General features: G+C 51.8%; 22 protein-coding genes. 13 read left to right on the forward strand and 9 right to left on the reverse strand.

Going from position 1 to position 24,737, the window contains the following annotated elements:
* The first annotated feature begins 52 nt into the window (after nucleotides 1-52).
* From BP71_RS03270 to BP71_RS03290, 5 genes are all read left to right on the forward strand, one after another.
* Entirely contained in the window at nucleotides 53-3,628 is a 3,576-nt protein-coding gene (locus tag BP71_RS03270) for a TonB-dependent receptor (RefSeq protein WP_496376563.1), read from the forward strand.
* An 11-nt stretch (nucleotides 3,629-3,639) separates the two neighbouring features.
* On the forward strand, nucleotides 3,640-5,358 hold the full coding sequence (locus BP71_RS03275; RefSeq protein ID WP_496376565.1) for a RagB/SusD family nutrient uptake outer membrane protein: 1,719 nt from the start codon (nucleotides 3,640-3,642) through the stop codon (nucleotides 5,356-5,358).
* 171 nt (nucleotides 5,359-5,529) lie between these two features.
* Nucleotides 5,530-8,757 carry a DUF1553 domain-containing protein gene (locus BP71_RS03280; protein ID WP_496376567.1) on the forward strand — a complete coding sequence of 1,076 codons (3,228 nt, stop codon included), beginning with the start codon at nucleotides 5,530-5,532 and terminating at the stop codon, nucleotides 8,755-8,757.
* Nucleotides 8,758-8,768: 11 nt separating this feature from the next.
* The gene (locus BP71_RS03285; protein ID WP_496376569.1) at nucleotides 8,769-10,247 is read left to right on the forward strand and encodes a DUF1501 domain-containing protein; all 1,479 of its coding nucleotides are present in this window, start codon (nucleotides 8,769-8,771) and stop codon (nucleotides 10,245-10,247) included.
* Nucleotides 10,248-10,256: 9 nt separating this feature from the next.
* Nucleotides 10,257-11,735: a c-type cytochrome domain-containing protein gene (locus BP71_RS03290; RefSeq protein ID WP_496376571.1), complete on the forward strand. Its 1,479-nt coding sequence runs from the start codon at nucleotides 10,257-10,259 to the stop codon at nucleotides 11,733-11,735.
* A gap of 4 nt (nucleotides 11,736-11,739) precedes the next feature.
* Here the strand turns inward: BP71_RS03290 and BP71_RS03295 are convergent, their stop codons facing one another.
* From BP71_RS03295 to BP71_RS03315, 5 genes are all read right to left on the reverse strand, one after another.
* The gene (locus BP71_RS03295) at nucleotides 11,740-12,180 is read right to left on the reverse strand and encodes a DUF3592 domain-containing protein (protein WP_496376573.1); all 441 of its coding nucleotides are present in this window, start codon (nucleotides 12,178-12,180) and stop codon (nucleotides 11,740-11,742) included.
* Between the two features lie 13 nt (nucleotides 12,181-12,193).
* Nucleotides 12,194-12,541, reverse strand: a complete 348-nt coding sequence (locus tag BP71_RS03300) for a hypothetical protein (RefSeq protein ID WP_496376575.1) — start codon at nucleotides 12,539-12,541, stop codon at nucleotides 12,194-12,196.
* A gap of 35 nt (nucleotides 12,542-12,576) precedes the next feature.
* Nucleotides 12,577-13,074: a hypothetical protein gene (locus tag BP71_RS03305; protein WP_496376577.1), complete on the reverse strand. Its 498-nt coding sequence runs from the start codon at nucleotides 13,072-13,074 to the stop codon at nucleotides 12,577-12,579.
* Between the two features lie 2 nt (nucleotides 13,075-13,076).
* Nucleotides 13,077-13,577, reverse strand: a complete 501-nt coding sequence (locus BP71_RS03310; protein ID WP_496376579.1) for a DUF4468 domain-containing protein — start codon at nucleotides 13,575-13,577, stop codon at nucleotides 13,077-13,079.
* Between the two features lie 120 nt (nucleotides 13,578-13,697).
* Nucleotides 13,698-15,245, reverse strand: a complete 1,548-nt coding sequence (locus BP71_RS03315; protein WP_496376581.1) for a serine hydrolase — start codon at nucleotides 15,243-15,245, stop codon at nucleotides 13,698-13,700.
* 147 nt (nucleotides 15,246-15,392) lie between these two features.
* On the opposite strand from BP71_RS03315, the gene BP71_RS03320 reads away from it, so the two are divergent.
* Both BP71_RS03320 and BP71_RS03325 read left to right on the forward strand, forming a co-directional pair.
* Nucleotides 15,393-15,794, forward strand: a complete 402-nt coding sequence (locus BP71_RS03320; RefSeq protein ID WP_496376583.1) for a BlaI/MecI/CopY family transcriptional regulator — start codon at nucleotides 15,393-15,395, stop codon at nucleotides 15,792-15,794.
* A 6-nt stretch (nucleotides 15,795-15,800) separates the two neighbouring features.
* Nucleotides 15,801-17,306 (forward strand): M56 family metallopeptidase, encoded by a 1,506-nt coding sequence (locus BP71_RS03325; RefSeq protein WP_496376585.1) that lies wholly within the window; start codon nucleotides 15,801-15,803, stop codon nucleotides 17,304-17,306.
* 6 nt (nucleotides 17,307-17,312) lie between these two features.
* Here the strand turns inward: BP71_RS03325 and BP71_RS03330 are convergent, their stop codons facing one another.
* Nucleotides 17,313-18,284 (reverse strand): GlxA family transcriptional regulator, encoded by a 972-nt coding sequence (locus tag BP71_RS03330; RefSeq protein ID WP_496376587.1) that lies wholly within the window; start codon nucleotides 18,282-18,284, stop codon nucleotides 17,313-17,315.
* 156 nt (nucleotides 18,285-18,440) lie between these two features.
* On the opposite strand from BP71_RS03330, the gene BP71_RS03335 reads away from it, so the two are divergent.
* From BP71_RS03335 to BP71_RS03360, 6 genes are all read left to right on the forward strand, one after another.
* Nucleotides 18,441-18,581, forward strand: coding sequence for a hypothetical protein (locus tag BP71_RS03335; RefSeq protein WP_496376589.1), 141 nt, complete (start codon nucleotides 18,441-18,443; stop codon nucleotides 18,579-18,581).
* A 25-nt stretch (nucleotides 18,582-18,606) separates the two neighbouring features.
* Nucleotides 18,607-19,098, forward strand: coding sequence for a VOC family protein (locus tag BP71_RS03340; RefSeq protein WP_496376591.1), 492 nt, complete (start codon nucleotides 18,607-18,609; stop codon nucleotides 19,096-19,098).
* Between the two features lie 9 nt (nucleotides 19,099-19,107).
* Entirely contained in the window at nucleotides 19,108-19,518 is a 411-nt protein-coding gene (locus BP71_RS03345) for a VOC family protein (protein WP_496376593.1), read from the forward strand.
* Between the two features lie 89 nt (nucleotides 19,519-19,607).
* Nucleotides 19,608-21,863, forward strand: a complete 2,256-nt coding sequence (locus BP71_RS03350) for an ATP-binding cassette domain-containing protein (protein WP_496376595.1) — start codon at nucleotides 19,608-19,610, stop codon at nucleotides 21,861-21,863.
* A 107-nt stretch (nucleotides 21,864-21,970) separates the two neighbouring features.
* The gene (locus tag BP71_RS03355) at nucleotides 21,971-22,402 is read left to right on the forward strand and encodes an SRPBCC family protein (RefSeq protein WP_496376597.1); all 432 of its coding nucleotides are present in this window, start codon (nucleotides 21,971-21,973) and stop codon (nucleotides 22,400-22,402) included.
* A 56-nt stretch (nucleotides 22,403-22,458) separates the two neighbouring features.
* Complete coding sequence (locus tag BP71_RS03360) at nucleotides 22,459-22,683, forward strand: hypothetical protein (protein WP_496376599.1); 225 nt, start codon at nucleotides 22,459-22,461, stop codon at nucleotides 22,681-22,683.
* Here BP71_RS03360 and BP71_RS03365 read toward each other — a convergent pair.
* From BP71_RS03365 to BP71_RS03375, 3 genes are all read right to left on the reverse strand, one after another.
* The gene (locus tag BP71_RS03365) at nucleotides 22,673-23,128 is read right to left on the reverse strand and encodes a nuclear transport factor 2 family protein (protein ID WP_496376601.1); all 456 of its coding nucleotides are present in this window, start codon (nucleotides 23,126-23,128) and stop codon (nucleotides 22,673-22,675) included. The genes BP71_RS03360 and BP71_RS03365 overlap by 11 nt on opposite strands.
* 38 nt (nucleotides 23,129-23,166) lie before the next feature.
* Nucleotides 23,167-24,036, reverse strand: a complete 870-nt coding sequence (locus tag BP71_RS03370) for an alpha/beta hydrolase (RefSeq protein WP_496376603.1) — start codon at nucleotides 24,034-24,036, stop codon at nucleotides 23,167-23,169.
* Between the two features lie 119 nt (nucleotides 24,037-24,155).
* Entirely contained in the window at nucleotides 24,156-24,737 is a 582-nt protein-coding gene (locus BP71_RS03375; RefSeq protein ID WP_496376605.1) for a hypothetical protein, read from the reverse strand.

The raw sequence follows: 24,737 nt of genomic DNA on the forward strand, positions 1-24,737 counted from the left end.
TCGTAAAAGTATGAAAAAAAATAGTATACCATTTAAATATTTGGTAACTGCGATGAAAGTTACATGCATACCATTTCTTGTGTCTTTGTTCTTCCAGAGCCTGGCCATTGCCAACGACGGCGTGGCCCAGGAGATACTGAACAGGGAAGTGAGCCTGCAAGCCAGGCAGCAGGATCTGAAACATGTGCTGACCACGCTGGAAAAAACAGCGAAGGTTAAATTCTCGTATATCCCGTCGCTGATCGTCAATCAGAAAGTGACCGTCGATGTATCCAATCAGAAGTTAAGTAAAGTATTGAAAGAATTGTTCGTCCCGTTACAGATTCACTACTCGGTGTCGGGCAATTACATTATACTGATCCGCAAGCCGGATGAATCGTTTTCAGAATCTCCCAAATTCCTAAACCCTGTTCCATTACCCTATCTGCATCCCGTCGACATTGCCATCAAAGGCAAGGTCACGGGATCAGATAACAAGGAGGGGCTGCCCGGCGTGAGCGTGGTGATCAAAGGTACTCAGCAGGGTGCCATTACCGGAGGCGATGGAAGTTTCGATATCGTGGTCCCCGACGACCGTGCGGTACTCGTTTTTAGTTTTGTAGGCTACATCTCGCAGGAAATCCCCGTCGCGAACCATTCCGCGATCCACGTCGCGCTCGATCCGGACATCAAGGCTTTGAGTGAGGTGGTCGTGACGGGTTATACCACCCAATCGCGTCGGGACATTACCGGCTCGGTGAGTGTGATCGATGCCGAAAAGCTGCTATCTGTCCCGGCAACGAACCTCGCGCAGCAGTTACAGGGACGCGCTGCGGGCGTAACGGTGGGTACGGACAATACACCCGGAGGCGGGGTGGCAGTACGGGTACGTGGATACGGCACGCTGGGTAACAACGACCCGTTGTATATCATCGACGGCGTTCCGACGAAAGGTAACCTCAACACGATCAATCAGAACGACATCGAATCGATCCAGATCCTGAAAGACGCGTCCTCTGCCTCCATTTACGGTTCGCGGGCTGCCAACGGCGTGGTGATCATCACTACCAAAAGAGGTAAGACCGGCGTGCCGAAATTCACATTCGACGCCTATTTCGGCGTACAGAGGCTGGCCAAGAAAATGGACCTGCTCAATACCAGGGAATATGGGGAATACTTGTGGCGCAGCAAGAAGAATGCGAATGTAGTGAATCCCACAACCGGTAACCCGGAGCATGCGCAATACGGAAAAGGAGCGGAGCCTGTCATTCCGGATTACATTATCCCGGACGGCGCTTCCGCGGGTGATCCGCGTGTGAATCCGGCCAATTACAGTTACGACCGTTATACCGACCCACAGTTTGGCAAAACCAAATTCTCGATCACCAAAGCCAATAAGGAGGGTACCGACTGGATGGAAGAAGTATTCGACACCGCCCCGATCCAGAATTATCAGATGGGCGTTTCGGGTGGTTCGGAAGTGAGCCGTTACTCGTTTTCAGGTAATTATTTCAATCAGCAGGGCATTTTGATGTACAATGGCTACAAGCGCTATTCGGTACGTGCCAATACGGAGTTCACCATTAAAAAGAAACTGCGCATCGGGGAGAACCTGCAAGTGGCTTATGGCAGACGCCAGGGCAACTATGGAAATAACAGTGAAACCAGCCAGGTTTCGAACACCTATCGTGCGCAACCTATTATCCCAGTGTACGACATCGGCGGTAATTTTGCCGGGACGCTGGGCAGTAACCTGGGGAATGCGAATAATCCTGTGGGCCAGCTCGTGCGCAATAAGGAAAATGGGTACAAAGACCTCCGGCTGTTTGGAAATACCTATGCGGAATTTGATATTCTCAAAAACCTGACTGCCAAAACCAGTTTCGGCCTCGACCTGACGGCCTCTGCCGGGAAATACTACACGCCCGTGGAAGTTGAACTGGCCCACGGCACGAACGTCAATAGCCTGAGCGAAAACCGGAGTTACGGCTATTCCTGGACCTGGACCAACACCCTGACGTACGATAAGACATTTGGCGAGTCTCACCATTTGAATGCATTCGTAGGTCTGGAATCGATCGATTCTTTCGGTGATTTCATCAATGCCTACCGGCAGGGTTTCTTTTCCAATAATGTGGATCTGCGCTATATCGATGCCGGAAATCCGGCCACTGCGACCAACAGCGGCTATGCATCGTCGTCGTGGTCACTGTTTTCCTACTTCGGGCGGGTGGACTATGCATTCGATGACAAATATCTTCTGCAAGCCACGCTGCGCCGGGACGCCTCTTCGCGGTTTCAGGCTGCGTCACGTTATGCTACTTTCCCGGCAGCAAGCGTAGGCTGGCGCATTTCGAAGGAAAGCTTTATGGCAGGGGTCGATTTTATCAGTGACCTGAAACTGAGGGCCGGCTGGGGACAAACCGGTAACCAGGAAATCGGGGATTTCAATGCATTTTCAACGTATCAAAGCAATCCAAACAGCAGTGGCTATGGGTTGGGAAGCAGTCCTGTTGGTTATGTACAGGGTTTCGACCTGGGTAGATTTGGTAATCCAAAGGCGAAATGGGAAACTACGTCGACCGTGAATGTAGGTCTGGATGCGAATCTGTTCAAAGGCAAGTTTGATTTGAGCCTCGATGTATTCGATCGTCAAACCAAAAACCTGTTGTATACCAAAGCCTACGACCCACGCCTGGGCGACGCCGCTATCCCTGCACAGAATATCGCTTCCCTGCAAAACCGGGGCGTCGATCTTGGCCTGAATTACAATGGCAATGCGATCGACGGGCAGCTGACTTACAGCATCGGTGTCAATTTCTCAACCTACCGCAACAAGATTATCGCGCTGGATCCGCAGAACCCCAATGACTTTCTGCCTGGTTTCTCGCTCCGTACCCCGCCTGTGACCCGCTCCATCGCCGGACGTCCGATTTCTTCTTTCTACGGGTACATCATCGATGGCATCATGCAGAACGAGGAAGAAGTGAAAAGCCACGCCAAGTTTCCGGGCTACTACGATTCCAACATTTACATCGATGGCCGGAAAACGCAGGGGGTAGGCAAGTTCAAATACCGGGATATCAATAACGACGGCATTATCAATGCGCAGGACCAGACCTATATCGGAAGCCCGCACCCGGATTTCACTTACGGTATCAACGCGAATGTAGGTTATAAAAACTTTGACCTGACCATTTTCGCACAGGGTGTGCAAGGCAACGATATTTTCAATCACGTACGTTACTGGACCGATTTCGAGGTATTTCAGGGAAATCGCTCCACGCGGATGCTTTACGATTCCTGGCGGCCCGATCATCCGAATGCGAAGCTGCCCATTCTCGACGCCAACGATGCACAAAGCGGAGAGCCTTCCACTTACTTCGTAGAAAACGGCTCCTACCTGCGGTTTAAGAACATCCAGCTGGGCTACACGCTTCCAAAATCGATGCTGAGCCGGATCGGTGCAGACCACCTGCGCATTTATGTCCAGGGGCAGAACCTGCTCACATTCACCAAATACACCGGTCTGGATCCGGAGATCAACCTGCGGAATTTTAACAGTGGTTCCGACCGGCAGATCGGCGTGGACGAGGGGGTTTATCCTACGCCCAAATCATTCATCGTAGGGGTTAGTATCGGTTTCTAAAATTGATGATCATGAAAAAAATATTCATACCTGTTTTATTGCTTATTGCATCTTCCTGCGGCGATAGTTTTCTGGAAAAAAGGCCTCAGGGGCAGTACAGCCCGGAAATCATCACCACCACTTCCGGAATAGAAGGAGCGCTGGTAGGGGTATATGCATTGCTCGACGGCATTGGAACAAGCGGCGTGACGACCTGGCACGGGGCGGTGTCAAACTGGATTTTCGGCAGCGTCGTGTCGGATGATGCCTATAAAGGTTCGGACGCCGGAGACCAGCCCGAACAGACGTTCCTCGAAAGGTACGTCTGGCTGTCGACCAATACCCACATTTATGGAAAATGGAGGACGTTGTACGACGGCATTGCGCGTGCCAACGATGTGCTGAAAACGTTGCCCAAAGTAGAAGGAATGGACGAGGCGCGCAGGATGCGGATACAGGCCGAAGCACGCTTTCTGCGCGGACATTATCATTTCGAAGCCAAGAAAATGTGGGGCAATATTTCATACATCGATGAACAGACCTGGGATCCGGAAAACCCGGAAAGCGTGCTGATACCCAACACTGTGGACGCGTGGCCGAAAATCGAGGAGGATTTTAAATTTGCTTCGGAAAACCTGCCCGAGACGCAAACCCAGCCAGGGCGGCCCACAAAGTACGCGGCACTGGCCTATCTCGGCAAATGCCATATGTACCAGGGATTTCCGAAGGGCCAGCCCAATGCGCAGCATCTAACTGCGGCTAAGGAGGCATTGCTGAAAGTAGTGGCGAGCGGAAAGTACAAGCTTGTGGACCACTTTCACGATAATTTCGCGGCGGAAACCCGGAACAATCCCGAGTCGATCTTTGAGGTACAATATACGGTCACTGCGGCGGATGGGTCGGGTGGGAACCAGGGCGACGAGCTCACATATATGTATCCCAACGGTCCCGGCGGATGCTGTGGTTTCTACCAGGCTTCCCAGAATCTGGTGAATGCCTATAAAACCGACGAAAAAGGTCTGCCTATGATCAAGACTTTCAATGATGTGGATGTGAAAAATGACGAGGGATTATTGTCGTCTGCGCCTTTCGAACCCTACACAGGCCGACTCGATGCCCGGCTGGATTGGACGGTGGGTCGGCGCGGCATTCCATACATTGACTGGGGAGTGCATCCGGGCCGCTTCTGGATTCGTGACCAATCTTATGCGGGTCCCTATTCATCCAAAAAGCAGATCGTGAGCAAAGCGGAATCCGGTAAGACAGGCAATCCGCGGTTAAGTACCAATAATTACCGGCTCATGCGTTACGACCATGTGCTGCTGTGGCTGGCCGAATGTGAAGTGGAGCTGGGTAACCTTGAAAAAGCCCGCGAGTACGTGAATATGATACGTAAGCGTGCGGGTAACCCCGACGGATTTGTGAAGACCGACGACGGAAAGGCAGCGGCCAATTATGTGGTAGGGCTTTACAACGATCCATGGAAAGACGCTTCCGCCGCCCGTGATGCGGTGCGCTTCGAGAGCCGGCTGGAATTTGCCATGGAAGGGCACCGTTTTTTCGAACTGGTTCGCTGGGGTATCGCGGTGCCGGTCCTGAATGCCTATCTGGACAAGGAGAAAAACCTGCGGACCTATCTCAGCGGCGCGAAGTTTGAGGAGAAGCACCAATACTATCCGATTCCTCAGCAGGCCATCGTTTACAGCACAAAAGGTGGACAGGCTTCGCTCGTTCAAAATCCGGGATACTAGATACTTATGCCGATCTGTGGAGTATAAGTGCCTTGCAGATCGGCATTAAATGAATTAAATTAGATTAAGGAACAGGGATGAATGTGCTTTTGATATGATGTAGCGCTTCACATGCCTGCCACCCATTAATAGTTGTTATCAATGCTGAATACCTGGTTAAAATATTGCTTGATGGTCCCGGTTGCCGGATATATTTTCATCTCCTGCGACAAGAAGGTGGACCTGCCCGACGATGTAGCTGCTGAAATGGCGACGCTCGTTGCACCGGTTGACTATACCTACGATGTCAAACCGATCCTTTCCGATCGCTGTTTTGCCTGCCATGGACCTGACGCTAACCACCAGAAGGCCGGTTTACGGCTGGATGTGGCCAAGGTTGCCTACGAAAAAACCGGCGAGAACGGATTGAAGGCGATCAAACCCGGAAAACCCGGAAGCAGTGAGCTGGTGCACCGCATTCTTTCCTCGGATCCGGACGTGATCATGCCAACGCCCGAATCGCATCTGTCGCTCACCGCCCGCGAAAAGGCTATTCTGATCCGTTGGGTAGAAGAAGGGGCCGAGTACAAGCCGCACTGGGCTTTTACGAAGGTGACCAGACCGGAACTGCCTGAGGAGAAAAATGCGAAATGGGGAAAAAACGACATTGACCGGTTTATTCTCAAAAAACTGGAAGACAAGAATCTGAAACCAGCGCCCGAGGCGGATAAAACGACATTGCTGCGACGGGTATCGCTGGACATCACCGGCCTGCCGCCGACGCCGGAAGAAGTACATGCTTTCCTGAATGATAAATCACCCGATGCTTACGAAAAGGCAGTAGACCGGCTGCTCGCATCGCCGCATTATGGCGAACATATGGCCGTGCCATGGCTGGATGCTGCCCGCTATGCCGACACGCATGGCTACCAGGACGACGGGCTCCGCACCGCATGGCCTTTCCGCGATTGGGTGATCAATTCGTTCAACAAAAATCAGCCGTACGACCAGTTTGTAACCTGGCAGTTGGCCGGCGACATGTTGCCCAATCCGACGCGGGACATGATGGTTGCGACGGCATTTAACCGGATGCACCAGCAGAGCCAGGAGGGAGGGATAATTCCGGAGGAGTACCGTGCGGCCTATGTTTCCGACCGGGTCGATACTTTCGGCAAGACATTCCTCGGCATTACCGTGGAATGTGCGCGCTGCCACGACCACAAGTATGACCCGATCAGCCATAAAGACTATTATTCGCTTTACGCATTCTTTAATAATAACGATGAGAATGGGCAGATCCCTTACAACGGGGAAGCCAGTCCGGCCGTTACGTTGCCCACGCCGGAAGCCGATGCAAAACTGAAATTCATTCACCAGAACCTCGCCCGGGAGCAATCGGCAATCGAAACCAATGCTGCCGGCTATGAACGTAACTTCCAGCAGTGGCTGGTAACCGCACGAACCGCGCCCGAAAAAGCATTACTTCCCGAAAAGGCCGACCTGCTGGGCCATTTTACATTCGACGAACCCAAGGGCAAAGAGTTTCAGAACCTGGCTGATCCGAAACACAAAGCCCATGCGGAGGGGGACGATAGCCTTTCCAATGTGGCTTCGCGGAACGGACGGGTAGGCAAGGCGCGCTATATTTATGGGGAGAATGCGGTGAGTTTTGGCGATAAATTCGCATTCTTCGAACGGAACCAGCCATTCAGCATCAGCATCTGGCTCAACCTGCACGATCCTTCCGTGAGCGGCTCGCTGCTGCACAAATCCAACGGCGTCATGAACGGCTACCGCGGCTGGAACGTCTTCCGCGAAAAAGACGGACGCATTCGTTTGACAATCAGTCACGTATGGCCCGAGAATGCCATTGAAATACAAACCTTGGATAAATTCCCGATGAACAAATGGACGCAGCTGGGCTTTACCTACGACGGGATGAGCAAGGCCGCCGGACTGAAACTGTTTGTAAACGGGCAGCAGGCAAAAGTGACAGTCCACAACGACCACCTCACAGAGAGCATTCTGTACGGTAAAAACAAAACCAACTGGTATGTCGACAAACTCAATATCGGGCGCCTGTCGGATCAGCGGACCAAGAATTTCGAAGTAGATGAGTTCAGGATCTACACCCGGGCGATCAGTCCGCTGGAAATGAGGGGAATGTACACGCTGAATAATGAACTGCTAACGGCACTTAAAACCCCTCCGGCGCAGCTGAAACCCGATCAGGTAACATCGCTGAGAGATTATTACCTGACCAATATTGACGCCGGGTTCAGGAAAATAATGGCCGGTTGCCGTGCTATGATCGGCGAGGAAACCGAGATCTTGGACAAGCAGATCGACGTGATGGTCATGAAGGAGCGGAAGTTCCCGCGCAAGACCTTCATCCTGAACCGTGGCGCCTATGATGCGCCTGGTAAGCCGGTCACCACGGATACCCCCGATGCATTCTTCAAGATCCCGAAAGAATATCCCAAAAATCGCCTGGGCCTTGCCAAATGGCTACTCGATAAAGACCATCCGCTGTTTACCCGTGTAACTGTGAACCGTTTCTGGATGATGTATTTCGGGAAAGGGCTGGTGATTTCGAGCGATGATTTTGGTAACCAGGGCGAGCTCCCTACGCATCCCGAATTGCTGGATTACCTGGCGGCCCGGTTTCGTGAATCGGGTTGGAATGTGAAAGCCATGCAGAGGCTGATCGTCACTTCGGCGACTTACAGGCAATCGTCCCACACGAATGCCAACGACCCGGACCCTGATAACCGCCTTTACGCACGTGGCCCGAGCTACCGCATGAGCGCGGAGCAGATCCGCGACAATGCTCTGGCATCGAGTGGCTTGCTTACGCGCAGGGTGGGAGGTAAGAGCGCATATCCCTATCAGCCTGCGGGCCTGTGGGAGGCGCTGGCGACCCGTAACGAGGTTACTTACAAGCAGCAACACGGCGATAGCCTCTACCGCAGGAGCCTTTACACGATCTGGAAGCGTAGTTCGCCACCGCCGATGATGCTCAATTTCGATGCCGCGGAACGGCATTTCTGCATTACCAAACGGCAAAAGACCAGCACACCGTTGCAGGCACTGGTGGTGATGAACGACCCGCAGTTTGTGGAAGCTTCGCGGGTGCTGGCGCAAAATATGCTGAAAAAGGGCAAGACGATCGATGAGCAAATCGACTATGCATTCACCGCATTGACGGGCCGCGAACCGGACGTGAAAGAAAGAGTGATCCTGAAAGAATTGTACGACGAGGAATTGAAGGATTTCAGCCATAATCCGAAGCGGATGAAATCGATACTGACCGTGGGTGAATATCCGCTGGACAAATCCCTGAACCCGGCGCAACTGGCTGCGGGGACAATCGTGGCCAGTACGGTAATGAATTTTGATGAATTTTTGATCAAGCGATAAAAATCAGAATAATGAGCTTTTACAGAGAACTTGAAAACCATGTCCACGAACAGCTGAGCAGGCGCAACTTCCTGTCGAAAACCAGCCTGGGACTTGGTGCGGCGGCGATGGCATCGCTTTTAAATGCAGATAACTCGATGGCCAAGAAGGCCGTCGAAGCCGGGAAGGAAGCAGCGGGATTGCCGATCGGCCATCCACATTTCGCTCCCAAGGCCAAAAGGATCATTTATCTGTTCCAAAGCGGGGCACCTTCCCAATTGGAGCTGTTTGACTATAAGCCCAAACTGGAAGAAATGTGGGGGAAAGACCTGCCGGAATCCGTGCGGAAAGGGCAGCGCCTCACCGGGATGACCGCAGGGCAAAGCAGTTTCCCGTTGGCGGCGTCGCGCTACAAATTCGACAAGTATGGGGACAATGATATGATGATCAGCGAATTGATGCCCTATACTTCGAGTATCGTCAACGACGTGACGTTCATCCGTTCGATGTTTACGGAAGCGATCAATCATGACCCGGCGGTGACGTTCTTCCAGACGGGCAGCCAGCAGGGCGGGCGTCCTTCCTGGGGCTCGTGGGTGAGTTATGGGCTGGGCTCCGATAACCAGAACATGCCCTCATTCGTCGTATTATTGTCGAAAGGAAGAGGAGGCGACCAGCCATTGTATGCCAAACTGTGGAGCAACGGTTTTTTGCCTTCAGTGCATCAGGGCGTTGTCTTCCGCTCGGGCCCGGATCCCGTTTTTTATCTCAATAATCCGGAAGGTATCGATCGTACCAGTCGCCGGCGCATGCTCAACTCGCTCGCCAAGTTGCAACAGGGGCAATTTGAAAAGATCCTTGACCCGGAAATCAACTACCGGATGGCGCAATATGAAATGGCCTACCGGATGCAGACCGCCGTGCCGGAAACCATGGATATTTCCAACGAGCCCGACTATATCTTCGACTTGTACGGAGAGGAATCGCGCAAGCCGGGCACATTCGCGGCGAACTGCCTGCTGGCGCGGAAGCTCATCGAAAAAGATGTCAAATTCGTACAACTTTATCACCAGGGCTGGGACCAGCATGGTAATCTTCCGAACGATATCAAGATCATGGCCAAGAGTGTGGACCAGGCGTCTGCCGCGCTGATCACGGACTTGAAGCAACGCGGATTGCTGGACGAAACACTGGTCGTGTGGGGTGGAGAGTTCGGCCGCGGTGCCTACTCGCAGGGTAAACTCACGCGTGATAACTACGGACGCGACCACCATCCGCGCAGCTTCACGATCTGGATGGCTGGTGCGGGTGTCAAAAAGGGCTTTGTATACGGACAGACCGATGATTTTGGCTATAATGTTATCAAAGACCCCGTACACGTGCACGATTTTCAGGCCACTGTCATGCATTTAATGGGCGTTGACCATGAACAACTTATTTTCAAACATCAGGGGCGCCGCTACCGCCTCACCGACGTACACGGTAAAGTTGTAAAACCATTATTGACCTGACATCCTGATATGATGCTATTGCTTGATTCCGAATGGGCGCTCTTTCTGGGGCGCTTCCACCCCCTTATTGTGCATTTGCCAATCGGTTTTTTTCTGATTGTCGTTCTTCTTGAAGTATTGGACAGGACCGGTAAACAAGTTGTTGACCAGGCGGTTGTGAATATAGTGCTGCTGTGTTCCGCGCTCGGGGCCACGCTCTCGTGTGTATTGGGGTACATGCTGGCGTCCCCGGGTGGATATGACGAAGTGCTACTGGCTAATCATATGTGGAAGGGTATTGTGCTCGCCACCGTTACCTGGCTATGCTGGTTCCTGAAATCGGGCGTGTTCCGTTCCCGCGCAGCTTTTACTTCCGGGCTGTACCTGCCACTTCTTGCAATTGCATTGTTGCTGACCATGGCCACCGGGCATGACGGCGGCTCTTTGACGCACGGAGAAGAGTATCTTACCCAACTTACCCCCGAGCCGATCAGAAGCCTGGCAGGCATGGAGCCTGCCGCCCCGCGCGGACAAACAAAGCAACCCATTTCCGACATCCAAAAGGCTGTGGTATACCGTGACATTGTACAACCGATTCTGCAAAACAATTGCGCGAGCTGTCACGGTCAGGGCAAGCGGAAGGGAGACCTGCGCGTGGATGGGTTGGACCACTTGCTCAAAGGCGGGGAGAATGGCCCTGCACTCGTGGGCGGGAAGTCGGGTGAAAGCGAAATGATCAAACGGTGCCTTCTTCCCGAGGATGACAAGCTGCATATGCCTCCAAAAGGGAAAACGCAGCTTTCACCGGAGGAGCTCACATTACTTTCATGGTGGATCGATCAGGGAGCGCCGGAGGACAAGCGCGTAGAGGAATTGAAACCAACGCAGCAGGTTGAACCCGCATTGGCGGTATTGAAAGACACAGGCGGAAATTTAAATACCACAAGCGGGGAAAAGCAGGTCGCGGCCAAAGCCGTTCAGGTTCGGCCAGCTCCGGAAGGAGCATTGAATGCACTGAGGAACGAAGGATTAGTGGTAAGTACCGTTGCCAGTAACAGTAATGTGATAGAAATAAGCGCTGTAAATCACAACGGCTTTAACGATGTGCAAATGGCGTTACTAAAACCGGTTTCAGAACAGGTGATAACCCTCAAACTGGGAAATACCGGTATTACCGATCGGTCGTTGAAGGAAATGGGTGTGATGAAGAATTTAACACGGATTTATCTTGAAAATACTGCAATTTCCGATGCCGGGATGGCCGCGTTGAAAAGTAATATGCCCAATCTCGAGTATGTAAACCTGACCGGCACGAAGATCAGCAATGCCGGCTTGATGGAATTGGCGGATAACCCGAACTTGAAGAGGATATTTGTGTGGCAATCCGCAATCACCGATGACGGTGTTGCCGCAGCACGGAAAAAACGGCCGGATGCGCAAATTGAAACCGGGGTGAGCGAGCAGTCCGTTGCGGAGTTTGTGAAGCTCGGGCAGCCCGGTAAACAATGACCTTTTAGCTGAAAAGCCAGCGGAAAATGACGCGTACCGCACCAGCGACATACCATATCGAAAAAAGCCAGAACCCCAAGGCCATTCCGGCGAAGACGTAGACCAGGAGGTAATTGCCTTGCAGGTGGACATTTTCCGGATCTTTGGGATCGTAATGGAGCGTCACTTCTTCCCCTATCTGGTAAGCGGGCGGGTTGCGGGCTTCCGAGCTGTGAAATACACGTTCCGTTCCTTCTTTGGTAAAATAGCGGATCGATGGCGCCAGGGGATATTCACGGGGTTTCAAACGATGGAGGTCGATCACCGTTCCTTTTGTTTCGATTCCATTCTCGATGAGGTTGCGGCTATTACGGTATATCGTATACGAAATGCCGGCAAAAAGGGCGCCGATCAGGAAGAACAACAGGATGAAGAGCTCAAAACCGGGGACTTTGGTAGTTTCCATGCGTTTGGGGGAATCAGAGCCAGTTGATGATCTGCTGTAAAGTGCCTTCAAACCGCTGAGGTGGCGCTGCGGGCGCTTTGGAGAAGGAATAGGAGCCGCGGGCCGCGGTACCGGTGCCGCCTTGAAGGTCGAGTTTCAGGTCGCAATATACGCGACCCGGGTAGAGCCGGGTTTTAAGCTCGACAGTAGAGTCGTCCAGCCAATGGATTTCGTCGGCGCTCCATGTTGAAGGCATTTCGAACATCAGCTGGTTATCGTGCATGCGGTAGATGCCGGGTTCGTTGATCCAGTGGCTCATGCGCACTTCATAGGAACTGAACCGGACTTCGTAGGTTTTTTGGGGAGAAATAATGGCATCCATCGGGATACGGGGAATATTGAGTTGTATAAGCAGGTTTACTTTTTGGGCGCCGGAATCAGGTAGATCAGAAATGAGAGGAGGCCGAGTACGCCGAGGATGATGCCCATCCATTTGTAAAAGGGCAAAACATAGGGTTTGAATCTGATGAAAATCCCGGTGCCGATCATTCCGATAAAAAGTACAATAACACCCAGAACGACCATCAGCACAAACAACGAACCTACACCCGAATCGCGTGAATCGTGATAGCGGATGGCATTGCACAAACCGGCAGTGATAACGCATACGCCGACCAGACCGGAAATGCCTATACGCAGCAACCACCAGCCCAATCCGCTCTGTGACCAGGTCAGCGGATGAAACGATACGATGATCGCCAGGAGCAGTACGAACCACGCAACGGTTTCGAGCCGGGCATTGCCCGACTCGGTAGCTGGTTGATTAGGCGCTATAACGAGCAGCATAACGCCATACATCAGCAACCAGGAAAGTTCGGGACCGAGGAGGAACGTTGTAATGCGATTGGTATTCATGGTCAGAACGGCTTGTAATCTTTTACATTGGCCTGTAACTCGGCAAGCATAGCTTTGAGTTTGATATCGAGCTCAGCAGCAGCCGCTTTGTTCTCCGATTTCTGACTGAAAACTTCCAGCGTGGTACTGCGGCTGCTGGTCATTTCCTGGAATTCTACATTGGCAACCGATGCCCGGTACTTGCGGTTGGCACATTCGACGGAAAGAACATAGCGGAATTGATAAACACCACCCGCTGAGTTCTCCGAGCGGGGAATCGTGAGCACAATGTGCCCCTGTGTGACCAGGTCGCCGGTATCTTTATCGGAAACCAGCGTTTTGTTGTCCGGAGCAGCCTGGCTGATCCACAAACGGGCGCGCCGAAAAATGTCGGTGAGTGAAACACTGCCACAGTCGACGGTTTCGGTGTAACTGATTTTACCATTCATAGCTGTAAGGATGGAGTGCGCGTGCGCAGAACCGATCATGCATGAAAGCACGACGATCAAAATGGATTTTGACATAAGTGTGAGATAATAAATTGGTTATGGTCCGAATTGGTCGTGCAAATTTGCATGGAATCCACGGAGTCCGCAAATTTATTGATCTACCGGTAAGCCAGCTCCAGGACGGTAAGGCACTTATTACCGATCCGATGCGATCAGCTTTTCCAGCGCCTTTTTACCGTCTTCATTACCCGGTGACAAGGCGATCGACTTTCTGTACATGGCAATGGCGGGTTCCTTTTTCCCGAGTTTGGCAAGCGCGTGTGCATAGCTGTCATATGCATTGCCGCTTTTTGGAAACAATAATGTGTTGATCTTAAAGACTTCGAGCGCGCAGGCTTGCAACACCGGAGACTCGGCTCGCAGCAGGTCAAAGCCCAGTCGGTTGATTTCCAGTTCGTCGACATGGTAATGGGCACTGTCGTTTTTCAGCGCATTGAATGTTGCGGCGGCAGCGTCGGCCCCCTTGGTCGCCAGGGTTTCTCCGTAGATACGCGCCAGGGATTTTGTCAGCCTGATGGACGGAGGAGCGGCACCGTTCAGAATGTTGGAGACGCCAATCATAACCTGGATCGGGTTGTTGTCGGCATTGTCATAAAGCAGGATGGTCTGGTCGCGGCTCAGGTTTTTGTGAAGTACCGTTGACAGGCCGACGATGTGTCCGTCGTGAAATGCAAAACGATCGAAAGGCGCGGTTTTACTGGTATAGACATTCCATCCGAGCCCATAGGAACGTGTGCTGGCGCCCATGAAAAACGTTTTACCGGAATTGAGCACCAACGGTTTGAATGCTTCCTCCATTGTTTTCCGGCTGATCAGTTTCTCCCCATGCAATGCGCGGTCGAAGTTTTGAAGGTCTGCAAGCGTACTGACCACATTGCCGGGGCCGGACAATGCACCGAGGTTGTAATAGGTATACTCCCGTGTGCGGTCGAGTGAGTCCACCTGCGTGTAGACCTGTGTGTACATGTTCGTGCGAACGTAACGGGTTGTGTTGCGCATACCGGGCAGCCGTACATACGAATGCTGCATGTTTGCGGGCTCAAACACGCGTTCCCGCATGTATCTGTGGAATGGCATTCCGCTTACTTTCTCCACAAGCAGCGCGAGTAAGGCATAGTTTGCATTGTTGTACCGCCAGTTTTCACCCGATTTGAAAAGCAATGGCAGTTTTGCGGCCATCAGGTGAGCGTAAGCCTGCTGGTTGGTAATAAGCTCGTCCGGATGCGCCTGCACATATTCCTCCTCATACCGTTCCAGGACCGGAAGGCCGGAGGTCTGGTTTAGTAAATGGCGGATGGTTATGTCCGGGTACGCAAAGTCATCGAAATAACGGCGGAGTGGTTCATCCAAGGCAATTTTTCCCTTCTCGACCAGTTGCAGTACCGCGATCGCCGTAAAGGGCTTGGATACCGATGCCAGATTGAACCGCGTTGTGTCCGAATGCACCACGCGATTTGCCCGGTCGAAGTAACCAAATGACTTTTGGTAAACAGGCTTGCCCTGCTCCGTGACCAGCACATTTCCATTGAATAGTTGATGCGTGGCCAGCGACGTCATAAACGAATCGATTCGCGCGATCCGGGAATCGGCATTCCGGGAATCGATGTTCCGGGAATCGGTATTTTGTGAAAAGCAGGGGAGGCTCAGTAGTCCGATAACTAAAAGTAAGAAGTTCCTTTTCATGACATTGGGCTCGTTTAACTCGTTTAATAAGAATTTTTTCTTAGAATAATGAATTGATTTTCAGTATTGTCGCAATGGTAAGAATATTTTCTTATATCTAAGAATTATTTCCTACTTTTTCTCAGAAATTTTTCTTAGGTTTGGAATATGAAAGATAAAAATCAGGACAAACCGCGGGTGGAACCGACCAAATCGGAACTGGAAATATTGCAGGTGCTGTGGGAATTTGGCCCGTCGACTGCCCGTTTTGTGAACGATCACCTGAATGCGCACAAGCGGCAGGTGATCTATATGTCGACGTTGAAACTGATGCAGATCATGGTCGAAAAAGGGTTGCTGAAAAAGGATGAAAGTCAGACGAGGCACATTTACAGTGCTGTCCAGGAAGAGAATAAAACGAAAGGTTTTTTGCTGGACAAGTTTGTCGATACGCTCTTCAACGGATCGGCCGGTAAGCTGATGATGCAGCTCCTGGGCAATAAGGAGATCTCGGAGCAGGAGATGGCTGTGTTTAAGGAGGTAATCAAGAAGATTGATCAAAAAAACTAAGATGCAATGCTGGATTTTACATTTTCGTGGCCGGAAGGGGCTGTCCGGGCTGTTTGCTGGACGTTGATCCATTCGCTCTGGATCGGCGTTTTGGTCGCTGGGGCGGCCGCATTGGTTATGCTGCTCACGCGCCGCAGTGCCGCATGGGTGCGTTATATGTGGCTTTGCGGCTGCCTGATCGCCTTCGCGTGGGGCACTGGTGCGGTGTTGGCAGAGGAATGGCGGTTACGGGAAATTTCCGGGATCAAAACAAACCTGTCGGCACTCTCTCATCTCACTCTGACCGAGCAATATATGCCTGTTTTGTTCAGTGCGGATCAGTCTGCCGGAAATGCAGCAGCGAGATGGGTGAATGAGTACGCGATACCTATTTTTGGAGTATGGCTACTCTTTTTCTTTTTCAAAACCCTCAAACTGACCGGCGGTCTGCTGTATGTCAAGCGCATTCGCGGCAGTGCTACCGAACCGAATCTGGATGAATGGGACGACCGGTTGGCGATGCTGGCTGCCAGAATGGGCATTACCAGGCCGGTTAAACTGCTGGAATCCCGGCTGGTGAAAGTGCCGGTCACCATAGGTCATTTCAAACCGTTGATCCTGATTCCCGTCGGGATGCTTTTACAACTGCCGCCCGGGCAGATCGATACGATTCTGATGCACGAGCTGGCACACATTTTCCGACGGGATTATCTGATCAACCTGATCCAGCGCCTATTGGAAGCGGCCTTTTTCTTCAATCCCGGGCTGCTGTGGCTTTCCGGACTGATCCGGGAGGAACGGGAGGCTTGCTGTGACGATATGGTTTTGGTGCATTGTCAACGTAAAAGCACCTATCTGGAAGCATTGCTGGCTTTTCAACCGGTTCAAGAGCCAAACGCATTTGTGCTAGGCTTACGCGGCAATGCGTTGATGAGCAGGTTCAACCGACTTGTTTACCAACGGAACAGACGTCCCGATGCGTGGGAAGTATCCTTGTTACTGGCCGGTTTTCTGCTCTTTTCTGCATTCAGTTACATGCCGCGGGTGAAAAGGGAAACGCTTTTGTCTGTACCGAAAACCGTCCATGCGAATCAGGTTGAAAGCCGGGATGCCGGAAGCGTAACAGCGAAATCGCCATTTGCCTTTCCGGCCGGGAAAATAAACCCGAAAGTCTCGAAACCCGTTCGCGATGCCGCCTTGCATTCGGGCGGTACTGTGTCAGGAATAGCGCCGAAAAGCGGTACAGACACGCTGGGCCGAATCGTCAGCATTCGGTTTATCGATAATAACCATGATCTTCTCAACCGGCATATGGTCGTCCGGGATGAGGCGGGGCAGGTTATTGAGCCGGTATTCCGGGATAATGTGCTGGTATCGCTTCTCATCAACGGGCAGGCCATCCCGGAGAGCGACTTTGAAGGGTACCGGCAATGGGTCGCTGCCATCGATCAGGCATGGGCGGAGGCGCGCGCGCGTAAAGAGCAGATATTGTCCGCTTCAGGGCACGGAAAGGAAAAAAGGGGCTTTAAATGAACTGTCCTAGTTTTCTTTGGCGTACTTGTTCCGATATTCGATGGGTGTCAGTCCTGTTACCTTCTTGAAAACGTCGCGGAATGCCTTCGTGTCGGTGTAGCCCACGTCGTACATTACTTCTGTTACATTCTTGCGTGATACTTCGAAACTCCGCTTGGCGGCCTCTACGCGCACGCGGCGCACATATTCATTAATGGTATTGTTGGTCGCCGTCTTGAAACGTCGCTCGAAACTTCTCCTGCTCACGCTTGCAATGTCGGCGAGATCGATGATCGTCAGTCTTTCGGTGTAATTATTTTCGATGTACTGCTGTGCGGCGAGAATACCGTCGTCGTTGTGGTTTTTCTGGCCTTTGAAGATCGTGAATGCCCGCTGATCGTCACGGTCGATGTCGATGGCGAAGTACTTGGCCGACAGGATCGCAATGTCGCGGCTGGTATATTTTTCCAGAATGTAAATCAGCAGGTTCCAGATCGAATTAGCCCCGCCGCTGGAATAGACCTTTCCTTCGTCGGTGATGATTGTACCATCCACGACTTCGACCTGCGGGTATATTTCTTTGAATTCATCGTAATAGGCCCAATGCGTCGAGCATTTCTTTCCATCGAGCAGGCCGGTTGCACCCAGCAGGAATGCGCCGAGGCAAAGCGATGCGATTTCAGAACCTTTATCGCGCATTTCGAGCATCCAGGGAATGGCCGGCCGGTCGAGTTCGACGGACTCACGCAGGTTACCACATAATGCCGGGATTACAATCAGATCCGTTTTTGCGACTTCATTCAGCAGCTTGTCGATGCGGATGGTGTACTCCCCGTCCTGTGCCTTGATATCGTGGTTCATACCCACGAACTCCACTTTGAACATCGGCTCTTTGCCCGAAGCTTTCAGAAAATCATTGGCGGTGTTAAAAAGCCGGTATGCGGGTGAAACGGCTTCAATGTAGGAGCACTGGGGGACATATACCGAGATATGTTTCATGACGATTTGGATTTAGAAGGTGTAAATATAGAAAAATATTCATTTGGCATTTTCCCCCCTTGTGATAGGCGTATTCACACCCTAATAATTTCTGTTCAACCGTGCAATTTTGTACCGTCGGCCGATCAGCAAACTAAAAACCAAACCACTCATCAGATGAAAATCATGGGTACGCCTTTCGGTCTGAGGAACGATAAAATCAAGAAGCCTGAAATGCCTATTTTGATTATCGATGGCGATAACGGCGGCGTACTCGCATCCGAATTGACAGCTATCATTGTCTCTTTTTTGAATTAAACCATTCACCTTCAACCATTACACCATGAGCAGTTTATCAACCACCCAAGGCATTATTCCCTTTCTATGGTTTGACGGCCGCGCCGAAGAAGCCATGAACTTTTACACGTCCGTTTTCCCCGATTCAAAAATCAAAGCGCTTAAAAAGTGGGGGCAGGGCGGTCCATTCCCTGCTGATCAGGTGATGATGGGTTCAATCGAGATCAATGGGCTGACGATGCATATGTTCGACGCCGGACCTATGTTCCAGTTTACCGAAGCGGTTTCTTTTTTTGTATCCTGCAAAAATCAGGAAGAAGTGGATCACTACTGGAACACCCTCACAAGCAACGGCGGAGAAGAAAGCATGTGCGGCTGGCTGAAAGACAAATTCGGACTATCGTGGCAGATCGTGCCGGACGTGATCAGTGAATGGTTCAAGAGCGGTGATCCGAAGCGCGTAGGGCAGATGTTCCAGGCGCTGGGCCAGATGCGGAAGCTGGACATTGCCGAGTTGGAACGCGCTTACAATCAATAAATGAGTCTGATGGCGATTTATCCCTTCCTTACATTCAACGGCAATTGCAGAGAGGCAATGCGTTTTTACCAGTCGTGCTTCGGCGGCGAGCTGCAATTCACCTATCTGGGCGATACTCCTGGCGGGAAGCAGTTTCCGATGGAGATCCGGGAATTGGTATTGCACGCAAGCCTTGTGTCGGAGCACGTCCGGCTCTTTGCGTCAGACCTGGGTGGTGAGGATGGGGTATCGTCGGGGAACAGTATTTCGCTGTGGATCAGTATTACCGCACCGGAGCAGCTTCAGACTGTTTTTGGCAAGCTGGCCCGGCGGGGAGAAGTAACTGCACCGCTGTCTGCCGAGACATTCAGTGGCCAATGGGCCACGCTGACCGATCGCTATGCGGTGCAATGGATTTTTTCGGCTGGCGGAGGCGCTTAAGGCGGGTTTTGTTTAATTTTGTATCTGAAAAGGAACGGTTTTTATACTACCGTTCCTTTTTGCCTATTAGCCAACTTTAAACCATTCTGATGAGAGAGCAGGAGTACATCCGTATCCGCGGTGCGCGGGAGAACAATCTCAAAAATGTTTCACTGGACATTCCGAAACGCAAAATCACCATCTTCACCGGTGTCTCCGGTTCGGGGAAATCATCCATCGTTTTTGACACCATCGGCGCGGAAGCGCAACGCCAGCTGAATGAGACCTTCAGCATGTTTATCCGCAACCGGCTGCCGCGCATCAGCCAGCCGGAGGCGGATGCGATCGAAAATCTGTCCACCTCCATTGTGATCGACCAGAAGCGACTGGGCGGAAATTCCCGCAGCACCATGGGCACCATTACTGATATTTCGGCGGTGCTGAGGTTGCTCTTTTCCAGGCTTGGGCAGCCTCATGCCGGGTTTTCCAATACATTTTCATTCAACGATCCGGCCGGTATGTGTCCGGAATGCAATGGGTTGGGTAAAAAAGTGGAGGTCGACCTGGACAAGTTCCTCGATCCTACCAAATCACTGAACGAGGGCGCGATCCTTTTCCCGACTTTCGCTGTCGGTAGCTGGTACTGGAAGGCTTATACATTCTCCGGGATGGTTGATAGCGAGAAGAAGCTGGAAGATTATTCCGATGAAGAAATGCATATGCTGTTGTACGGAAAAGGTACCTACGAATCAAACTACAATGGAATGACGTTCGCGACCAAGTACGAAGGCCTGGTCGACAAGTTCAACCGGTTGTACATTCAGAAGGACAGCAGCGAAATCTCCGAAAAAACCATTAAAAAAGCGGAGCGTTTTCTCAGGTACGGCGCCTGCCCCGCGTGCAAGGGCGCACGTCTGAATCAGAAGGCACTCGATAGCAGGATCCACGGGCTGAACATTGCAGAAATGTCGGCATTGGAGGTGTCGGAATTAGTCAAAATCATTCAGACAATACACGATCCCGTCTCCAAACCCATGATTGACACGCTCACCGACCGGTTACAGCATTTGGTCGACATTGGACTGGGTTATCTGAGTCTCGACCGGGAAACGGGGACGTTATCAGGCGGGGAATCGCAGCGCATTAAAATGGTGAAGCACCTCAACAGCAGCCTCATCGACATTACCTATATTTTTGATGAACCCAGCATTGGCCTGCACCCGCGCGATGTGCACAGGCTGAATGAGTTGCTGCAAAAACTGCGCGACAAGGGCAACACGATCCTCGTAGTCGAGCACGACCCCGACGTGATCCGCGTCGCCGATCATATTGTGGATGTCGGCCCGAAGGCAGGCAATGCGGGCGGAGAGGTAGTGTACATCGGTGATTTCAAAGGGTTACTGGACGCGGATACGCCGACGGGACGGTTTATGAAGCGGAAGGTGCGGATTAAGGGTAGCTTTCGCCAGCCGACGGGTGCATTGAAGGTCAGGAATGCGAAACTGCATAATCTCAAAAATGTGTCGGTGGACATTCCTACAGGTGTTTTTACTGTCGTGACCGGTGTGGCGGGGTCGGGGAAGAGCTCGCTGATCAATGGGGTTTTCCTCTCGCAACACCCGGAGGCCATTGTAATAGACCAGTCGGCGGTGGGCACGTCAATCCGCTCTAATCCGGCGACCTATACCGGCATTATGGACGATATCCGAAAGTTGTTTGGCAAAACAAATCATGTGAGCCCTTCGCTGTTCAGTTTCAATTCGGATGGAGCCTGTCCGGAATGCCAGGGACTGGGGTTCATCTTCACCGACCTGGCATTTCTGGAACCCGTCAAGACAGTTTGTGAGACTTGTGAAGGAAAACGTTTCAAGCCCGAGGTGCTGGAATTCAAGGTGAATGGCAAATCCATTACCGACGTACTCGATATGCCTGCCGAAGAAGCCTTGCTTTTTTTCAAAAACAAGGACATTGTACACAAGCTAACGGCGATGAACCAGGTAGGCCTGACTTACCTGACGCTGGGCCAGCCATTGAGCACACTTTCGGGAGGAGAATGTCAGCGCATCAAACTGGCGGGTGAGCTCCATAAAAGTGGCACTATCTATGTCATGGACGAACCTACTACCGGCTTGCATATGTCCGACACCGGCCATTTGCTCGAAATCATCGACCATTTGGTTGATCAGGGCAATTCCGTGATCGTGATCGAGCATAATACAGAAGTCATGAAAAACGCGGACTGGATCATCGACCTTGGCCCGGAAGGAGGACATAAGGGTGGTCAGGTTCTGTTTGAAGGCACGCCGGCGGATTTGTCAGGAGCGGAAGGCTCTCTTACAGCACAGTATTTGCGGGAGGGTAAATGATTTTATTTGTTGTCCCGTTCAGCCCCTCGAATGTCTCATTTCCCCAACTCCGGCACTTGTTGGGTTGATTAGCTTTGCAAAACTATCATCTACTCAATAGCAGCATAATGGAAAAAATCGAGCACATCAATTACATAAAGGCGCCCATTTCAAAAGTGTATGAAGCTTTAACCACCGGGGAAGGACTGGGCAGCATTTGGACGACGGATTTGACCGTGACGAACGAGATCGGTGCTGCCAGCGATTTCGGCTTTGGCGACGACGATCGCGTGTTGATGAAAATCATGGAGTTAACTGAAAACAAACGCATTGAATGGCTCTGCACCCATTCCGACCCCGAATGGATAGGTACCGGTGTTTCTTTTGATTTGTTTGAGCGAAAAAATGGAGTCACCGCTGTCGTTTTGAAGCATTTCGACTGGCGCGAGCTGACCGAGTTCTATCAATGGTGTAACTACAACTGGGCCATGTTTCTCCTCAGTTTAAAGGATTATTGTGAAAAAGGGAAAGGACTGCCGTATCAGGAGCGAGAGTTTTAGTGAGGCTTATTGTTTGTCAACCTGGTCATACCAGTAAAACAAACACGGAATATCCATTGACGGCCGAGCAAATCGTCGAGTTTTTCAAGGATTTTGCGGTTGAAACGATTGCAATAGAGCGGTTGTACACGGACCTGGTGCTGCACTACATTCGCCCGACCGAAAACTGGAATCTGTCGCCCAGGGACATCGCATGGGTAATCGAGCAGGGCGAAATGGTGACGGACCTTATCCGGAGAATCGACCAGTACAAAAAGGGGATACCAATCGCTACTCGCTGAAATTGTCATAGTAAGTGAAATCCTGCGTGATCTTGCCATTCTCGATCGTGAAAATGGTGCAAATCGGCAGCTTAAATGTGGTTTTGTCTGGAGCTGTGCCCGTGGAAATGAATTCGACGATGACGTGCTTGTCCCCGGAGGGATATACCGTCACAACGCTGTCGCGGACATCATGAAAGATTTGTTGCAGCTCGCCGTATTTTTTGATAATCTGTTCGTTGCTTTGTTTCACCATGCCTTCTCCGAGCGAAGGGTCTTTAAAATCCGCACTTTCCGCGTACATCGTCGCCATTTTACGCCAGTCGTGGTTGTTGAAGTGCTCGAAATATTGTTGGACGATCTTTTCGTTCTCAGCGCTCGGAGCCGCTGATGTTTCCTGTTTGGCTTCCTTGGGTTGGCAGGCTGCTAACCCGATCAAAATCGAAAGGATGGAAAGGTTTTTCATGCGGTACGTTGGCGGTTAATGGGTTGTATAATACACATTTACTTTAAATAGCCGTTGTCCCCCAGCCAATCTGCCATGCGTTGCGGCCAGGATTTGATACTCTGCCATGGGGAGCGGTTACCCATATTGAAGCCATGGTCGCCCTTGGTGTACAGGTGTGCTTCCACCGGAAGTTTGGCTTCGCGGTATTTAACGAGCAGGCTGGCAGTGGTGACGCCGCAGCAGGGATCGTCGTTGGCGGCGAGCAGGAATGCGGGAGGGGCGTCGGCAGGTACCGTTTCGGGAATGCTCAGCGGACCAGGGTAGATCAGCATCTGGAAATCCGGCTTGCCATCCAGCCTGTCGACGGGATCTTTGGCATGGATATCGCCTTTGCCGGAAGTGTAGGCGACCGACGCAACCACTTCACCTCCCGCCGAAAACCCAAGCATTCCGACACGGGCCGGGTCGATGCCATATTCTTTCGCCCGGCTGCGTACCTGACGCATCGCACGCAGCGCATCCTCGCGCGGGTGCTTGTCCAGTGAGTAGGGGGAGCCTTCTTCACGCGGCAGACGATATTTCAGTACAAAAACGGTAATCCCCAATTTGGCCAGATACTCCGCCGGTTCGACACCTTCGGCATTGTAAACCAGCAGGCGGAAACCACCGCCCGGGCAAACGACCACTGCCGTTCCATTGGCTTTTCCGGCAGGTGGTGTAAATACCTGCAAAGAAGGGTTATGAATATTTTTGACCCAGTAATCCTTTGCAGATTCCGGCTCATTACGCTTGTTCTCAAAACCCGGCGCACCGTTTTCCCAGAGCGGGATGATTTTGCCGGCGGTGGCCTGCGACCAGCTTCTGAGCGGTACAATGGCGCATGTGATCGCGACGGCTGCAATGCGAATAATGAGTAGAAGTTTCATGGTAGCGGCGGTTTGAACGAGCTTGTACGGTCCGTGCTTATTAAAGTGACAAAAATCACTTCTTTACCTGCCGGATACATTCTGTGCATCACTTTTTGGCATAAACAACTTTAAATCGTTCAGAAATTGGCGCGCAGGCCCACACCCGCCTTCACGACCTCCCCAATTCCCAAGGAGCCGGGGTTCAGCGCATAACTGACCAGGTACAGGTCATTTGAATTGAGTTCGAGATAGGCGCTGACGGACTTGATCCCCACAGTCCGGGCCAAACGATACGTTAATGACGACTCGGTAGCCAGATGCAGGCGTAACGCCGGTTTCCACCAATAATAATTCGGCGGGTAGCGCGACGGAAGCTGGAAAAAGTAGTTGTTCCCCAATTGATAGCTCACTTTGAAGCCTACATCCAAAGGATTTATATAAAATTGCTTGCCTGCACCGACCCGGACGGGCCGGTAGAAAACAGCCCCGGAGAACAAATGCAACGTCCCTCCCTTGTCCGGAGGTACATACCCGTACTGCACGCCCGCACGCAGGTGATGCCTGAACAAATCATAACCTGCGCCAATGCCCATCCAGCCGTTGCTGCCCGCGTATTGGACGTGGGTAAAATCGGGAACCAGCTTCCGGGAGAACTGGGCATGGCTTGCGCAGGCAACTCCCATTGCGAGGAGCGCAGTCAGTGTCGGACGGATAGTCAT

It is taken from the genome of Dyadobacter ginsengisoli DSM 21015 (assembly GCF_059568735.1).

Excerpts from the sequence above, each read along its gene's own strand:
- BP71_RS03270 (WP_496376563.1), top strand. The coding sequence starts at position 53 with ATGAAAGTTACATGCATACCATTTCTTGTGTCTTTGTTCTTCCAGAGC.
- BP71_RS03275 (WP_496376565.1), top strand. The coding sequence starts at position 3,640 with ATGAAAAAAATATTCATACCTGTTTTATTGCTTATTGCATCTTCCTGC.
- BP71_RS03280 (WP_496376567.1), top strand. The coding sequence starts at position 5,530 with ATGGTCCCGGTTGCCGGATATATTTTCATCTCCTGCGACAAGAAGGTG.
- BP71_RS03285 (WP_496376569.1), top strand. The coding sequence starts at position 8,769 with ATGAGCTTTTACAGAGAACTTGAAAACCATGTCCACGAACAGCTGAGC.
- BP71_RS03290 (WP_496376571.1), top strand. The coding sequence starts at position 10,257 with ATGATGCTATTGCTTGATTCCGAATGGGCGCTCTTTCTGGGGCGCTTC.
- BP71_RS03295 (WP_496376573.1), bottom strand. The coding sequence starts at position 12,180 with ATGGAAACTACCAAAGTCCCCGGTTTTGAGCTCTTCATCCTGTTGTTC.
- BP71_RS03300 (WP_496376575.1), bottom strand. The coding sequence starts at position 12,541 with ATGGATGCCATTATTTCTCCCCAAAAAACCTACGAAGTCCGGTTCAGT.
- BP71_RS03305 (WP_496376577.1), bottom strand. The coding sequence starts at position 13,074 with ATGAATACCAATCGCATTACAACGTTCCTCCTCGGTCCCGAACTTTCC.
- BP71_RS03310 (WP_496376579.1), bottom strand. The coding sequence starts at position 13,577 with ATGTCAAAATCCATTTTGATCGTCGTGCTTTCATGCATGATCGGTTCT.
- BP71_RS03315 (WP_496376581.1), bottom strand. The coding sequence starts at position 15,245 with ATGAAAAGGAACTTCTTACTTTTAGTTATCGGACTACTGAGCCTCCCC.
- BP71_RS03320 (WP_496376583.1), top strand. The coding sequence starts at position 15,393 with ATGAAAGATAAAAATCAGGACAAACCGCGGGTGGAACCGACCAAATCG.
- BP71_RS03325 (WP_496376585.1), top strand. The coding sequence starts at position 15,801 with ATGCTGGATTTTACATTTTCGTGGCCGGAAGGGGCTGTCCGGGCTGTT.
- BP71_RS03330 (WP_496376587.1), bottom strand. The coding sequence starts at position 18,284 with ATGAAACATATCTCGGTATATGTCCCCCAGTGCTCCTACATTGAAGCC.
- BP71_RS03335 (WP_496376589.1), top strand. The coding sequence starts at position 18,441 with ATGAAAATCATGGGTACGCCTTTCGGTCTGAGGAACGATAAAATCAAG.
- BP71_RS03340 (WP_496376591.1), top strand. The coding sequence starts at position 18,607 with ATGAGCAGTTTATCAACCACCCAAGGCATTATTCCCTTTCTATGGTTT.
- BP71_RS03345 (WP_496376593.1), top strand. The coding sequence starts at position 19,108 with ATGGCGATTTATCCCTTCCTTACATTCAACGGCAATTGCAGAGAGGCA.
- BP71_RS03350 (WP_496376595.1), top strand. The coding sequence starts at position 19,608 with ATGAGAGAGCAGGAGTACATCCGTATCCGCGGTGCGCGGGAGAACAAT.
- BP71_RS03355 (WP_496376597.1), top strand. The coding sequence starts at position 21,971 with ATGGAAAAAATCGAGCACATCAATTACATAAAGGCGCCCATTTCAAAA.
- BP71_RS03365 (WP_496376601.1), bottom strand. The coding sequence starts at position 23,128 with ATGAAAAACCTTTCCATCCTTTCGATTTTGATCGGGTTAGCAGCCTGC.
- BP71_RS03370 (WP_496376603.1), bottom strand. The coding sequence starts at position 24,036 with ATGAAACTTCTACTCATTATTCGCATTGCAGCCGTCGCGATCACATGC.
- BP71_RS03375 (WP_496376605.1), bottom strand. The coding sequence starts at position 24,737 with ATGACTATCCGTCCGACACTGACTGCGCTCCTCGCAATGGGAGTTGCC.